The sequence below is a fragment of the Streptomyces sp. NPDC004031 genome, from assembly GCF_053604375.1.
The window spans coordinates 71,074-85,769 of sequence record NZ_JBSGHL010000004.1 but is presented as its reverse complement, the minus strand read 5'-3'; the positions used below and the strand labels follow the sequence as shown (position 1 = coordinate 85,769).

Here is a 14,696-nt window from a genome sequence, read left to right as displayed (position 1 = left end):
CGTACGCGTATTGACAGGGGCGGGAAGCAGGGGGTGTGCTGGGAAGCCACCCGCTCGCCGCGCTCCGGTGTTACATCGTGTTCCACGATGCGCCGCTTCCTCCCCGCGCCGCGACCGGGACGGGACGCCCGCCGGACGGCAGCTGCCGAGGGAACAGCTGCGGTCCGGGGAGGCGCCGCGGCGCCCCGCCCGGACCGGACCCGCCGTCAGGACTTGGCGAAGGTCAGCGTCAGCTGCGGATGGCCCGCCGTACCGGATGCCTCGCGGGACCAGAACCACGCCGAATCCGTCCCCGTGGACGTGAGCGCCAGGCCGTAGCCGCCGCCGAGCGCGGGGCTGAGCGCCGACACGGTGAGCGGGGCGCTGTAGTCGGTCTGGAGCGCGGTGGGCGCGGGCAGGGTGCCGAGCGAACCGGCGTCGGGCGCGGGCTGGTTCGCCCACGTCACACCCGTCTCCGTCCACGCGTCCGCGACATGCTGCACGCTGAGCGTGTCGGCGGAGGCAGCGAGCGTGTCGGAGCTGGTGCGCACCGACAGCGACGCGCTCCGCAGCGTCATCCCGGCCGGCGCCGCGGGCAGGGTGAAGTGCAGATACGTCCGGTAGGCGGAGCTGCCGCGGACCGCCAGCTGCTGGTCGCCGCCGTAGTTGGCGGTGGTCGCGGCCGCGTTGGTGTAGCTGTCGGCGTCCGCCGGGACGGTCAGCGTGGTGGTCGTCGCGGTGCCGGAGGTCGTCACGCTCACCGCCGCCGACCGCGCGCTGGTGTTGCCCGCCGCGTCCGCCGCCGTGACCTGGTAGCTGTACGTGGTGCCGGGTCCGGCGGTGGTGTCGGCGAAGGCCGCCCGGCCCTGGTTCCAGAACGTCGAGGAGGCGCCGACCACGGCGATCCGGACGCCGTCGCGGTAGACGGTGTAGGTCAGCGCGGTGTCGTCGAGGTCGAGGGAATCCTGCCAGGTCAGCCGTACCCCGTTGGGGGCGGCGACCCCGGTCAGCTGCTGCGGCACGGTGGGGCTGCGGGTGTCGGGGGTGTTCGGGAAGTGGACCAGGCCCTGCTGCAGGCGGTTTCCGTTGCTGGCGATACGGGTGAACTCGCCGCCCACCCACAGATAGTCGGTGCCGCCCTCGCTCGCCGTCGTCATGGCCCGCGGGCCGATCTGCTCGGTGCCGGCCGGGCCGTCGTCGGTGTCCGGGAACCACCCCAGCAGCGGGCGGGGGTTGCCGACCGACTCCGCCAGCAGGTGCTGCCGGTCGTCCATCTGCGGGAACTGCCCCATGCTGGAGCAGTTGTGGGCGTGCGAGCCGCTGTAGAGCACGCCCTGGTAGACCTGCACCGTCTGGGTGGCGCCCAGGCAGGTGTCGCGCCAGCGCTGGTCGAGTGTCGCCCAGTCGAGGGCGATGCGGCCGTCGAAGCCGCCCGTGCCCTCGTTGGCGGTGTAGAAGCCGGTGGCGTCGGACGCCAGGTCCTGCACGGTCGAGGTCGCGCCGATGAAGCCCGGGTACGTCCGGACGTTCGCGCCCGTCGTGGCGTCCACCACGGCGAGCGCGTGCGAGGCCGCACCGTTGACGGTGTCGAAGTCGCCCCCGAGCACCACCCGGGAGCCGTCCGGCGAGAGCAGCAGGGCCTTGCCCGCCTGGTCGGCCGCGGGCGCGAACGGGAGCAGCGCGCCCGCCGTGCTGACCGCCGCGAAATGCTGCCGGGCCTGGCCGCCGACCGAGGTGAAGTTGCCGCCGAACCGGACCGTGTCGTCCGTCGCCAGGATGGTGCGCACCTGCGCGGACACGGCGACCTTGAAGTCCGTCCGCACGGTGCAGCTCGCGATGTCAACCGCCGCGAGATTGCTCACCGGGACCCCGCCCGCGGTGCCGAACGTCCCGCCGACGTAGAGCGTGCTGTGGTCCGGTGACACCGCGAGCGCCCGCACCGTGGCGGTGCCGCTGCCGACGGTGAAGGACAGCCGGCAGGAGGTCGGGGCGCCGGTCGCGGCGTCGAACGCCTGGAAGTTGAGCGCCTGCTGCTCGTTCGTGCCCGCCGCCGCACCCGGCGGCCGCACCGACGAGAAGGTGCCCCCGGCGAAGACCACGCCGTCCGCCTGGGCCAGCGCCCACACCACGCCGTTGGTCTGCCAGGTCGGCAGGTCGTCCGCGGTCATCGCCACCGGCGGCGTCAGCGCGCTCGCCGGACCGCCGGCGGCCAGGCCGGTCAGCGACGCCGCCGCCAGCCCCAGCGCCGCTAAGACCGCGCTGTGTCTCCTCATGAGCCGCTCCCCACCCCTGCCCGTCACCGGACCTCGCAGATCAGGCTTTCGGGACAAGGCTAGCCTTCCCGGGCCGCGCGGGCGTCCGCTTCCGCGCTTCCCGTCCGCGCGGGGGAGCCGCCCCCGCGCGGACGGGGGCTCACGGCCGCGCCGCCGGGGCGCGGTCGGCGCCGCGCTCCCGCGCGGAGGCCCCCGGCGCGGGAGCCGGGCGGCGGGCCGGGATGCCGAGGGCGACGAGCACACCGAGGAACGCGTAGCCCGCGACCGCCGCCATCGCCGCGGTGAAGCCGCGGCCGAAGTCGGCGGTCGAGGCGTAGCCGCCGCGCCCGGCGAAGACCGCCACGGTGACCGCGGTGCCGAAGACCCCGCCGAAGATCCGCAGCATCATGAACGCGCCCGACGCCTGGCCGATCTCCTGCGGCCGCACCGCGCCGACCACCGCGCGCTGCGCGGCCGGCATCGCCATGGTCAGCCCGACACCGCTGACGAGGAGTCCGGGCAGCAGCCGCGGGTAGGCGGTGCCGGAGTCCGCGACCGCCGCGATCCACGTCATCCCCGCGGCCTGCAGCAGCAGCCCGCCCGCCACGAACGCCCGCTCCCCGAAACGGTCGGTGAGCCGCCCGGCGATCGGCGCGCACACCATCAGCGTCGCCGTCCACGGCATCAGCCGCAGGCCCGCACCGAGCGGGCCCTGGCCCCGTACCGTCTGGAAGTACTGCGCGAGGAAGAAGAGCGTGCCGTAGAGCGAGGCGAAGACCAGGAAGTTCGCCGGGCTGGCGGTCGCGAAGGCCCGCAGCCGGAAGAAGCGCATCGGCAGCATCGGCGCGGGCGTGCGCTGCTCCCAGCGGACGAAGGCCACCAGCAGCGCCGCCCCCGCCGCCCAGGCGCCCAGCACCTCCGCGCTGCCCCAGCCCGCGGTGTTGCCCCGCACCAGGCCCCACACCAGGCCGAGGGCCCCGCCCGTCACCAGCAGCACGCCCGGCAGGTCGAAGCGGGCGCCGGGCCCCGAACTCTCCGCGATCCGGCGCCCGGTGAGCACCATCGTCACCAGGCCCACCGGAAGGTTCAGCCAGAACACCCACTGCCAGGCGAGCCCCTCGGCGACGACCCCGCCGACGAAGGGCCCGCTGAAGGTCGCCAGGCCCGTGATGCCCAGGTAGAGGCCCATCGCCTTGCCGCGCTGCTTCGGCGGGAAGGCGGCGCCGACCAGGGTGAGCGACAGCGGCAGCACCATGGCGGCGCCCGCGCCCTGCAGTACCCGGAAGGCGATCAGCGCGCCGACGTCCGGTGACAGCGCGCACGCCACCGACGCGGTGGTGAAGAGCGCGAGCCCGGCGGTGAGGACGCGGCGCCGCCCGAAGCGGTCGCCGAGCGCCGATCCGGTCAGCAGCAGCGCCGCGAAGGTCAGGTTGTAGGCGTTGACCACCCACTCCAGCGCGGCGGTCGACGCCGTCAGGTCCTCCCGGACCGTGCCCAGGACCGTCGTGACGACCACGCTGTCCAGCGACATCATGAACGACGCCGCCGAGGCCAGGCCCAGGATCCAGACCTGCGCCGACGTCATCCGTACTCTCTCGGTAGCCACCGTTCTCCCTCTGCTCCCCGCCCCGCCGTGACGCGGCGGAGCTGTCCTGCCCGTGCAGACACGGCAAGCGGCGGAAAACAGTCGGTACGCGGCAGGGGCCGGGGGGAGCCGCGCCGACGGCGGCCCTCCCCGGCCCGGTGCCGTCCGGCACCCCGCCGGGCGCGTGGCCCCGAGCCGACCTCGGCGGCACGCCCGCGGGACGCCGGACGGACCCGCACACCGCACGCGGCGTGCGGACCGCGCGCCCGGCCGGTGCACCGAGGGCCGGCCGCGCGGGTCCTGACCCGGCCTCGGGACCGGACGGCGCTCAGGCCCTTCTCACCTGCCCCGGGCCGAACCGGCCGTGCGTGCCTGCCGCGCAGCCGGAACGAGCGGGACCGGGTCCGGGCGGGTCATCCGGCCGGTGGTGCGGCTCCCAGGTCGAAGCCGACCGCGCGTACGCCGCGCAGCTCGCCGAACTCGCCGGTCAGCGCGCCCGCGGCGGCACCGGTGAGGGAGCCCGGGGCCGCCTCGATGCCGAACAGCCCGGCGATGACCGCCTCGGTGACGGCGACGGCGGCCACCGACTCCCGGTTGGACACCCCGCGTTCGGCGACGCGGTAGGTGCCGTCGGCGGTCACCTCCATGGCCTGCCCCCACAGCCCGCCGGAGGTCGCCCGGTGGGCGCGGCGCAGGATGCCCGCCGCGAGGTCGCGGCGGCCGAGCCGGCACAGGCCGTACGCGGTCGCGCCCGGCCAGGCGGCGAAGGCGCCCGCGGCGCCGTGGTCGGGCCGGTCGGACAGCGGCGCGACGGGGTCCCGCGGGTCCAGCGCGCGCATCCAGTCGCCGTCCACCAGCCGGGAGGCGGCGAAGCCGACCAGCTCCGCGCGCTGCCCGTCCGTCAGGTCCGCGGCCATGTCGGCCGCCACCAGGGCGAAGTCCAGGACGTGCCCGATGGTGTCGGAGCCCTCGGGGCGGGCGATCCGCCACCGCCCGCCGCCCGCGTACTGCGCCAGCACCGCGCGGGCCAGCGCGTCGCCGTCCGCCCGCGCGGCGGCCGCCTCCGCGCTGTCCTCGCCGAGCAGTTCCAGCAGTTCCGCCAGGGTGCGCAGCATCCCGGCGTAACCGGCGTTGAACGACACCACCGCGTCCCGGTAGTTGGGCACGCACTCCAGCAGCTCCCAGGCGTCCCGGCCGAGATCGACCAGCACCCCGTCGCCGAACGCCGCCCGGCGCGAGCGCGGCCGGTAGGCCATGGCCCGCAGGTGGTCCAGCACGCTGCCGCCGCCGGTGTTCTCGCGCAGCAGCCCGGTGTCGCCGGTGACCGCGACGTAGGCGGTCACCGTCCGGAAGAGGGCGTGGTCGTTGGCCGCGTAGTGGTTGCCGACCGGCAGCAGGTTGTAGGTGTCGAAGGAGTGGCAGTGGTCGTACGGCCGGGCGAGCGCGGCCAGGATCCAGGCCCGCATCCCGCGTGGCTCCAGCAGCGCGGCGGTGCGGGCGAACTCCGACTGGTCCCAGAAGTACGTCGTCGTCGGGCCCAGCCGCGGGCCGCCGGTGAGGAAGACCGGGCCGGTGCGCGAGACACGGGTGTTGCGCAGGTAGACCGCCAGCAGCGCGCCCAGGTAGTACGTCCGCGCGAGGTCCGCGTCGTCGGTGACGAGCGCCGGGAGGTAGCCGGAGAATTCCGTGCCGCCCGGTTCGAAGGCCTGCCGCCAGGTGTCCCGCCAGCGCGCGGCGATCTCGTCGAAGGCCGCCGCGAAGGCGTCCGCGGCGGCGCGGGCGGCGGTGGCCGCCTCGTCCGCGTCGGAGCCGATCTCCAGGACGAAGCCCAGCTCCCGGGTCTCGCCGGGCGCCAGCACCACGTCCCAGCGGGCCAGTCCGCGGGCGCCGTCCGCGCCGAGCGCGTCCGGCTCCGCGGCGAAGGCGTACGCGCAGCGGGCCGGGCTGCGCGAGTCGGCGACCCGCAGCACCCCGTCCGCGGCGGTGGCCGTCCAGCGCTGCCCGCCCCACCAGGGGGCGGTGCGCGCGGCGACCCCGGCGTCCACCAGCAGTTCGGCCCCGGCCGCGCCGATCCGCACCCCCAGCCGGTGCCAGCCCCCGGGCGGCAGCGGATCGGCGGCGACCGTGTACTCGCCGCCGATCCGCAGGGCCGGGCGTCCGCCGTCCAGCGAGAGCTGGGCGGAGTCCGGGTGGTTGCCGTGGGTGGCGACCACTCCGGACACCCCCTCCTGGTCCACCCGCACCTCGCACTCCAGCGTGTCGCCCACGGCCAGCCGCACGGTGCCGATCCGCAGGTCCGTCCCGGCCCGTACGGTGTACGCCGCCGCCGGGTCGCCCACCGGCCCGGCCGTGCCGTCCGCCCGCAGCACCCTCAGGGCGCGCAGCAGGCAGGGCGCGCCGGGCGCCCGGACCCGGCCGGAGTCGGGGGTCGAGTGGTCGGGCAGCTCCGACTCCAGCAGCATCGGCGCGGAGTCCTCGTCGCGCTGGATACCGGGGATCCGCGGCGAGCCGAGCCGTACCCAGCGCTCGCCGTGCGGCAGCGTCTGGACCTGGCGCGGCCGGTCGGCCGTCACCTCGGCGCGCAGCCGCTCGGTGGCGTAGAAGTCGTGGTGGTGGCCGGAGTTCCACGGGGTGCCGTAGAGCCACCCCCAGTCCGTCCGGTGGTGCGCGACCATCGCGAGCAGCTCCTGCTCGACGGTCACGGCGGCCTGGTGCGCCGAGCCGTTGTGCAGCGTGACACGCCACATCAGCCGGCTGCGCTCGTAGCCCATGCGCACCTCGGTGCGCACGGTGAGCGGCCCGTGCTCGGCGGCCCGCTGCACGCCCCAGGGCGACCAGCGCATCCGCGCGGCGGCGGCCGGACGGCCGTCGAGGCGCAGCACACCGGTGTGGTAACCGCCGCTGTACGGCGTGAAGGTGAGCCAGGACAACGATGTCAGGTCCTGGTTCACATGACCCTGGCCCCACTGGTTGCGCAGCGTCGGCAGGTGCGCGAGCGCCTCGGCCGGGAGCCAGTCCCCGGCCAGCTCGTCCAGCTCCGGCACGCCCTCGGGCGTCCCCGCGGGCCGGGCGTCCCGCTGCCGCTGCGCGGCGGGCGCGCTCACTTGACCGAACCCGACGTCAGCCCGGCGATGAACTGCTTCTGCAGCGCCAGGTATCCGGCGACCGGGATCACCCCGGCCAGGAACATGATGCCGAAGAGTTGTCCGTAATCCATCTGGAACTGCCCCACGGAGAGATAGAGACCGGTGGTGATGGTCTGGCCCTGCAACGGGCCGAGGATGAACTGCGGGTTGAGGAAGTCGTTCCAGATCCACAGCGAGAGGAAGATGGCCACGGTGGCGGTGGCCGGCCGCACCAGCGGCATGATGATCGTCCACCAGATGCGCAGGCCCCCGGCGCCGTCCAGCCGTGCGGCCTCGACGACCTCGTCGGGCACCGCCCGCATGAAGCCGACGTAGACGAAGACGGCGAAGGAGAAGTAGCCGCCGCCCAGGTTGGACAGGATCAGGCCCGGATAGGAGTGGTCCAGGCCGAGGAAGTCCAGGATGTGGATCGTGGGCAGCAGCACCACCTGCGGCGGGATCATCAGTCCGGCGGCGAGCACGGCCAGCACCAGCGCGCGCAGCCGGGTGCGGCGGCGCGAGACGTAGAAGCTGAAGGCCGAGCCCAGCGGGATCAGCAGCAGGACCGAGCACACCACGACGACCAGCGAGTTGCGCAGGCCCAGTTGCAGCAGGTGGTCGGGGCGCTGGAGCGCCGTGGAGAGGTTCCCCAGCGTCGGGTGGAGGGGCGGCGCGGCGGGGGAGGAGACGATGTCGTCCTCCCTCTTGAACGCGTTGACCACCGTCAGGTAGATCGGGCTGACGAACACCAGCACCACGGCCAGCGCGATCACCAGCCGCAGCGGGCTCAGCAGCCCGCGCCGGCCCGTCCCGCGGGGCGCCGTGCCGGGACCGGTGTCACGGCGGGGCCGCGCCGGGCGGCGCACCGCCGGACGGCGGGCGGGTGTGGTCTGGACGGTCACAGGTCGACCTCCCTGCGGCGCAGGATTCCGGTGACGGACAGCGCGATCACCGCGGACAGGGCGAGCAGGAACATCGCGATGGACGAGGCGTAGCCGAACCGGTCGTTCGTGAACGCCATCTTGACGATGTACTGCGCGGTGGACTGGGTGGCGTCGGCGGGCCCACCGGAGGTGAGCACCTGGATGACGTCGTAGAGCTTCAGCACGGTGATCAGCGAGATGGTGACGCTGATCGTCGTGGCCGGGGCCACCATCCGCCAGGTGATCATCCGGAACTGCTGGACGGTGCCCGCGCCGTCGATCGCCCCCGCGTCGTACAGCTCGCGCGGGATGTTCTGCAGCGCCGCCAGGTAGACCACGGTGGTGAAGCCGGAGAGCACCCAGGCGACCACCACGCCCACCGAGAACTGCGCCAGGTGCGGCTTGCCGAGCCAGTCCACCGGGTCGTGCACCAGGTGCAGGCTCTTCAGCACGCTGTTGAGCAGCCCGTCCTGGGTGAGGATCGTCTTCCACACGAAGCCGACGATCACCCCGGAGACCACCTGCGGCAGGAAGGCGATCGTCCGCAGCACCCGGTAGCCGAGCGTGCTGCGGTCCAGCAGCAGCGCGAAGGCCAGGCCGAGCACGTTGGAGACCACCGTGACGCCGAGCGCCAGCAGCAGGGTGAAGACGACGCTGCTGCGCAACTGCTCGTCGTGCAGCATCTCGGAGTAGTTGGCCAGGCCGATCCAGCTGCTGCCCGCCTTGAGCGGGTTCTCGTCGGTGAAGCTGCTGCGCAGGCTCATGAGGACCGGTACGACGATGAAGACCAGGTAGAGCAGCAGGCCGAGCGCGGCGACCAGCCGCAGCCCGAGGTCCTGCGAGGTGTCGCGAAACCAGTGGGAGAGCGGCTTCACCGGAGGTGTCCTTTCGTGGTGCGCGCGTTCACTTGGTCGCGGTGTCCCAGGACTTGTCCAGCTTGGACAGCTGGCCCTTGACGTCGGAGCTGTTGAAGAGCGCCTGCGCGGCCGCGTAGAAGTCGTTGTTGAGGGTGCCGGGCAGCGCGTCGTCACTGGTCGCCCAGCCGACCGCGCTCACCTTGGTGTTGGTGGCGGTCACATAGGCGTACGAGCCGGTGAAGGCGGGGGAGACGGTGACGCCGTAGTCCTGGAGCGTCTTGTTCTTGAGCATCGGGTAGGCGCCGTCGCCCTCGATGAGGGCCTTGAGGTTGTCCGGGTCCAGCGACCAGGACTGCGCGAAGGCGGTGGCCGCCTTGACGTCCTTGGCCTTGGCGCTCACTGCCATCGAGCCGCCGACGGCGAAGGGCACGACGACCTTGCCGTCGTCCGTGGGCCACGGGAAGACGCCGATGTTCTCCCACTGGTCCTTGGGGATCGAGCCCAGGTACCAGCTGCCCATCGGGTACATCGCGGCCTTGCCGGCGTTGAAGTTCTTGATCGAGTCGGCGTAGCTGACGCTGAGCGCCCCGTCCTCGAAGTAGCCCTTCTCGACGAGCGTGCGCATCTTGCCCGCGGCGGCGACCACGTCGGCGTCGGCGAACTTCACCTTGCCCGCGTAGCGCTGCTGGATCCACTGCGGGTTCTTGCCGAGCACGTCGGCGGAGACGGCGCCGGTCAGCGGCATGGCGGCGGCGAACGGGTCGTTGCCGCCCAGCTCCATCGGCGTGATGCCGGCGGCCTTGAGCGTGGCGTTGACCTGGAGGAACTGCGCCCAGGTGGTGGGCGGCCGGACCCCGGCCCGTGCGAAGAGCGACTTGTTGTAGAAGACCAGCGGGATGATCTGCGAGTTGGTCGGCGGGATGTAGACCTTGCCCTTGATCGCGTTGCCCTGCGGCAGCAGGAAGTTGGCGTCGATCCAGGACTGGTCGTACGGCGTGAGCAGCCCGGCCGCGGTGTACTGCGAGGGCGTGATCGACTGGAGCAGGTCGGGGAACTGCCCGGACGCCTGGAGCTGCTTGGCGTACGCGTCGCGGTCCGTGCTCGGCGCCACGACCTGCTTGACGGTCACCCCGGGGGCCTGCTTCTCGGCCCGCGCTATGGAGTCCTTCCAGAACGCGGGGGTGAGCGAGGGGGTGTTGAACGTCAGATAGGTCAGCGTCTTGCCGCCCGCCGAACTCCCGCCGCTGGAGGCGGAGTTGGAGCAGGCGGCGAGGAGCAGCAGGCCGGCGGCGCCGGCGGTGGCGGCGATCCGTCTGAACGCGGCACGTCGATACATGGCCGTCCCTTTCGGTGAGGGTGTCGGGGAGATCCCGGGGACCGCGGTCGCGTGCGGAGGCGGCTCGGGCCGGCGACCGGGATAACGTTATCTCGTCGAGTACAGTAAGGTTCCGCGACAGCAAGTCAAGCCCCCGCACGATCACGGACCGGTCTCGGGCCGCCCGCGGGGGCCGTCCACCGCAATCCGGCGAAGGGAAACGAAGGTGCCCGGTCGAGGTGACACCGGCAGGTCCGGCGGCGAGCGCGGTGACAGGCCCGGCGACGGGTCCGCCGCCCGGCCCGGCGCCGACCGCGGGCCCGGCAGGTCCGGCAGGACCCGCAGGCCGACGATGGTCGACGTGGCCCGCGAGGCGGGCGTCGCGCTGCGCACCGTCTCGCGGGTGGTCAACGGCGACGCCACCGTCGGCGACGAACTGGCCGCGCGCATCAGGGGCGCCATCGAGCAGCTCGGCTACCGCCCCGACGTGCGGGCCCGCCAGCTGCGCAGCGGCCGCACCGGCACCATCGGCGCCGCCGTGCGGCACATCGCCGACGCCCACCCGGTGCTGCGCGCGGTCGACGAGACCGCCCGCGAGGCCGGGCTCACCGTCGTCGCGATGTCCACCGAGGACGACCCGGAGCGCGAGCGGGAGGCCGTGATGTCGATGTGCGGCCGCCGGATGGACGGCATCGTCATCGAGCCCATCGCCGACGCCCACCAGTACCTCCAGCCCGAGATCGACTCCGGCCTCGCCGTGGTGGCGTTCGACCGCCCGGCCACCGGCGTGGAGGTGGACACCGTGCTCTCGGACAACCGCGGCGGCATCCGGCAGGCCTTCGCCCACCTGGCCGCGCAGGGCCACCGGCGGATCGGCTACATCGGCGACGACGAGCGCATCTACACCGGCCACGAGCGGGCCTCGGCCTTCCGGCAGTGCCTGCGGGCCGCGGGTCTGCCGGTCGACGGCCTGGTGCACCCCGGCCCGATCGAGGAGGAGCGCATCGGCGCGGCGCTGGACAGCCTGCGCCGCGGCCCCGAGCCGGTGACCGCCCTGGTGACCGGCAACTTCTCCACCTCGGTCGCCGTCATCCGGGCGCTGGGCCCGGACTACGGCAGTACCGCGCTCGTCGGCTTCGACGACTTCGGGCTCGCCGACCTGCTGCGACCCGGGCTGACCGTGGTGGCGCAGGGCGAGCGGGAGATCGGCCGGACGGCGATCGAGCTCTTCCAGGCGCGGCTGGCCGAGCCCGCCCGCCCGGTGCGCACCGTCATCGTCACGACGTCGCTGGTCACCCGGGGTTCGGGGGAGATCGCGCCCTGAGCGCGCGGCCCGCAGGCCGTCGCCGCCGGGCGGTGCGGCGGGGTGCGGCGGTACGGCGCGGGGCCTTTACAAGCTGCGGGACCGCCTCTATAAACGTCCAAGACATCCGACGATAACGTTCTCTCGGACGTGCTTGCTCTCCTCGGAGCAGCGCCCCGGTGAACGCCTTCGGGGGACCCGGCTCGCCGCCGCGTCCCCCGCCTCATCGCTCGTACCCCCCCACGACGCCTCCCTGCTCCGACCGTTCGGCCGGCCGATGCCGGATCTGCGCCGCCCCGCGAGTGTGACAACGCTGTCATCGCGCTGTCGCCCCCGTGTTTCCACCGCCCTCCGGCCCCCTCAGTCATCCGATGTATCGGGTGAGCCGGACCCGGTACCGGCGCGGTCCGCGGCGACCGGCGGACGGCCGCTGCCGCGGCGGCGTCCCGTACCCAGAAAGGCAGCAGCCCATGAGGCTCACCCGGCCGGCTCTCCGCGCGACGGGCGCGGTGGCAGCCGCGGCCCTGGTCGGCGCCACGCTGACCGCCGCGCTGGCCCCACCCGCCGCAGCCGACCCCGCCGCCGCGACCGACCCGGTCACGGCGGCGCAGGGCTGGACCACCGTGTCCCGCTACCAGGGCGAATGGACCTCCCCGCCCACCCAGCTGACCGGCGGCGGCACCGTCGACGCCCCCGAACTCGGCAACGGCGACGTCGGCGTGGCGATCGGCGGCTCCATCGACAACCAGACCTTCTACCTCGGCAAGAACGACTTCTGGTCCGCCACCAGCCACGCCGTCAAGCCGCTCGGCCGCGTCGTGGTGAAGGCCGGCGGCCTCGCCGGTGCGAGCTACGACGTCGTCCAGGACATCGCCCACGCCGAGGTCCGCGGCACCTACACCAAGAACGGCCAGACGCTGCGGACCACCAGCTGGGTGGACGCCAACCGCGACGTCCTGGTCACGTCCTTCGCGCTCACCGGCGGCAGTACCCAGCAGATCGCCATCACCGTGCAGAACGGCTTCGGCGGCGCCCCCGCCGTCACCACGACCTGCAACGACCTGGACGCCGACGTCGTCGCCGACACCGGCGGCAGCGGCGACCCGCACGCCAGGATCGCCGCCCGCACCATCGGCCAGAGCCAGAGCATCTCCGGCAGCACCCTCACCCTGACCCTCCAGCCCGGCACGACGTCCACCCTGGTCGCGGGCATCCGGTCCAGCATCGACACCGGCGGCTACCAGGCCGCCGCCGACGCCCTCGTGGGCAGCCTCACCCAGGGCGACGTGGACAGCCACCAGGCCGCCCACCGCGCCTGGTGGCAGTCGTACTGGTCGCGGTCCTACGTCCAGATCCCCGACAAGGCCGTCGAGAAGAGCTGGTACGGCTCGCTCTACCTGCTCGGGTGCGTCTCCCGGCCGGGGAAGTACGCGCCCGGCCTGTGGGGCAACTGGATCACCGGGAACATGAACTGGAACGGCGACTACCACACCAACTACAACTACCAGGCGCCCTTCTACGCGGCCCTGACCACCAACCACATCGACCAGATGGCCGCGTACGACAAACCCGTCCTGGACTGGACGAGCCGCGGGCAGCAACTCGCCGCGCAGAACGGCTTCCAGGGCGTGCTCTACCCCGTGGGCATCTCGCCGAACGCCACCAGCGCGGACATGAACCTGCACAACCAGAAGTCCAACGCCGCCAACCTCGCCAGCGACATGGTGATGCGCTACGAGCAGACCCGCGACACCGCGTACGCCGCCACCGTCTACCCGTTCCTCAAGCAGGTCGGCCTGTTCTGGCAGAACTACCTCACCAAGGACTCCTCCGGCACGTACGTCATCGAGAACGACGCGCCGCAGGAGGACAACGCCTACCCGCAGACCAACAGCATCCTGTCGCTCGGCCTGGTGCACCTGCTCATGCAGGGCCTGGTCGACATCTCCACCGCGCTCGGCCAGGACGCCGGCACCCGCGCCACCTGGAGCGACATCGACGCCCACCTCGCGCCGCTGCCGACCATGACGCAGAACGGCCAGAGCGTCTTCCGCGAGACGTCCACCGGCGCGGGCTTCGTCAACGACGGCAACGACATCGACATCCAGGCCGTCTACCCCGGCGGCCAGGTCGGCCTGGACAGCGCCCCCGCGCTCCTCCAGACCGCCCGCAACACCGTCGGGCAGCTCACCGCCGCATGGCACGGCGGCAACGCCCCCGCCACCTTCTACGCCGCCGCCGCACGCGTCGGCTACGACCCGGCCACGGTGCTCTCCCACCTGCACACCGAGGCCACCGCCAACAGCTACCCCAACCTCGGCGTCCACCACGGCGGCGGGGGCATCGAGAACCTCAACGTCACCACCTCGGGCCTGGACGAGATGCTGCTCCAGTCCTTCCAGCACGACGTGAAGGTCTTCCCCGACTGGCCGTCCGGCACCGACGCCAAGTTCGGCGACCTGCTCGCGGACGGCGGCTTCCTCGTCTCCGCGGGCCGCTCCGGCAACGCCGTGCAGTACGTGCGCGCGGTCAGCCAGCAGGGCGGCGACCTGACCTTCACCAACCCCTGGCCCGGCAGCGCCGTCCAGGTCTACCGCGACGGCAACGGCGCCGGGACGGTCACCGGCACCCGGATCACCCTGCCCACCACGGCGGGCGAGACCGTCACCCTGGCACCCCCCGGCACCTCCTACGCCACCGTGCAGACCGAACTCGCCCAGCCGCTCGGGTCGTCCGGCGGCAGCGGCGGCACCAGCAGCAGTTTCGCCTCCGGCCTCGAACCGGGACAGGCACAGCCGACCTGGACCGACACCGTCGACACCACGGACGGCAACGCCACCGGCGTGACCGGCATCAACGGCGACGCCCCGGGCCCGCAGGCGGGGGTGCGCACCGGCGAGAGCGCCCACACCGGCGGATCGGCGCTGATGTACTCCGGCTCCGCGGCCGGGAGTTCGCCGCACGCCTACCTGAAGGTCTTCGACCTGTCCGGCGCGCCGCTCGCCGTCGGCACCGCGAAGACGCTCGGCTACTGGATCTACCCGCAGTCCCACGCCACCACCCCGTGGGTGCCCGCGGGCTCGGCGGAGAGCGAGTGCGTCGCCGTCGACCTGGTCTTCACCGACGACAGCACCCTGCGCGACTCCGGCGCGACCGACCAGAACGGCACCCGCGCCCACCCCGCCCAGCAGTGCGGCCACCTCACCCCCGATACCTGGAACCACGTGACGGTCGACCTCGCGGCGCACAGCTCCGGCAAGCAGATCGCCCGCGTCCTGATCGGCTACGACCACCCGGGCGGCGCGGGCGGCGGATACCGCGGGTACGTCGACGATCTGACGATCGGCTGACCGGCCG

The 14,696-nt window shown here is 73.4% G+C and carries 8 protein-coding genes; 2 read left to right on the top strand and 6 right to left on the bottom strand.

The genetic code is table 11. The features are described 5' to 3' along the window. Positions 1-206: 206 nt before the first annotated feature. The 6 genes from ACWERV_RS03660 to ACWERV_RS03635 form a co-directional block, all read right to left on the bottom strand. Positions 207-2,252 carry a CBM96 family carbohydrate-binding protein gene (locus ACWERV_RS03660; RefSeq protein ID WP_452928250.1) on the bottom strand — a complete coding sequence of 682 codons (2,046 nt, stop codon included), beginning with the start codon at positions 2,250-2,252 and terminating at the stop codon, positions 207-209. A 139-nt stretch (positions 2,253-2,391) separates the two neighbouring features. Beyond that, entirely contained in the window at positions 2,392-3,837 is a 1,446-nt protein-coding gene (locus ACWERV_RS03655) for an MFS transporter (protein ID WP_452928247.1), read from the bottom strand. 392 nt (positions 3,838-4,229) lie between these two features. Next, positions 4,230-6,920: a hypothetical protein gene (locus ACWERV_RS03650; protein ID WP_452928244.1), complete on the bottom strand. Its 2,691-nt coding sequence runs from the start codon at positions 6,918-6,920 to the stop codon at positions 4,230-4,232. Continuing rightward, positions 6,917-7,843, bottom strand: coding sequence for a carbohydrate ABC transporter permease (locus tag ACWERV_RS03645; RefSeq protein WP_452928242.1), 927 nt, complete (start codon positions 7,841-7,843; stop codon positions 6,917-6,919). Before ACWERV_RS03645 ends, ACWERV_RS03650 begins: the two co-directional genes overlap by 4 nt. Beyond that, positions 7,840-8,739, bottom strand: a complete 900-nt coding sequence (locus ACWERV_RS03640; RefSeq protein ID WP_452928239.1) for a carbohydrate ABC transporter permease — start codon at positions 8,737-8,739, stop codon at positions 7,840-7,842. Before ACWERV_RS03640 ends, ACWERV_RS03645 begins: the two co-directional genes overlap by 4 nt. A gap of 28 nt (positions 8,740-8,767) precedes the next feature. Further along, the gene (locus tag ACWERV_RS03635; RefSeq protein WP_452928237.1) at positions 8,768-10,057 is read right to left on the bottom strand and encodes an ABC transporter substrate-binding protein; all 1,290 of its coding nucleotides are present in this window, start codon (positions 10,055-10,057) and stop codon (positions 8,768-8,770) included. 205 nt (positions 10,058-10,262) lie between these two features. On the opposite strand from ACWERV_RS03635, the gene ACWERV_RS03630 reads away from it, so the two are divergent. Together ACWERV_RS03630 and ACWERV_RS03625 are read left to right on the top strand one after the other, a co-directional pair. Beyond that, positions 10,263-11,360 carry a LacI family DNA-binding transcriptional regulator gene (locus ACWERV_RS03630; protein ID WP_452928234.1) on the top strand — a complete coding sequence of 366 codons (1,098 nt, stop codon included), beginning with the start codon at positions 10,263-10,265 and terminating at the stop codon, positions 11,358-11,360. A gap of 449 nt (positions 11,361-11,809) precedes the next feature. Next, on the top strand, positions 11,810-14,689 hold the full coding sequence (locus ACWERV_RS03625; protein ID WP_452928231.1) for a glycosyl hydrolase family 95 catalytic domain-containing protein: 2,880 nt from the start codon (positions 11,810-11,812) through the stop codon (positions 14,687-14,689). The last annotated feature ends 7 nt before the right edge of the window (positions 14,690-14,696 follow it).

What these genes read in the sequence shown, in the direction of transcription:
- ACWERV_RS03660 (WP_452928250.1), bottom strand. Translation starts at nt 2,252, where the DNA reads ATGAGGAGACACAGCGCGGTCTTAGCGGCGCTGGGGCTGGCGGCGGCG.
- ACWERV_RS03635 (WP_452928237.1), bottom strand. Translation starts at nt 10,057, where the DNA reads ATGTATCGACGTGCCGCGTTCAGACGGATCGCCGCCACCGCCGGCGCC.
- ACWERV_RS03625 (WP_452928231.1), top strand. Translation starts at nt 11,810, where the DNA reads ATGAGGCTCACCCGGCCGGCTCTCCGCGCGACGGGCGCGGTGGCAGCC.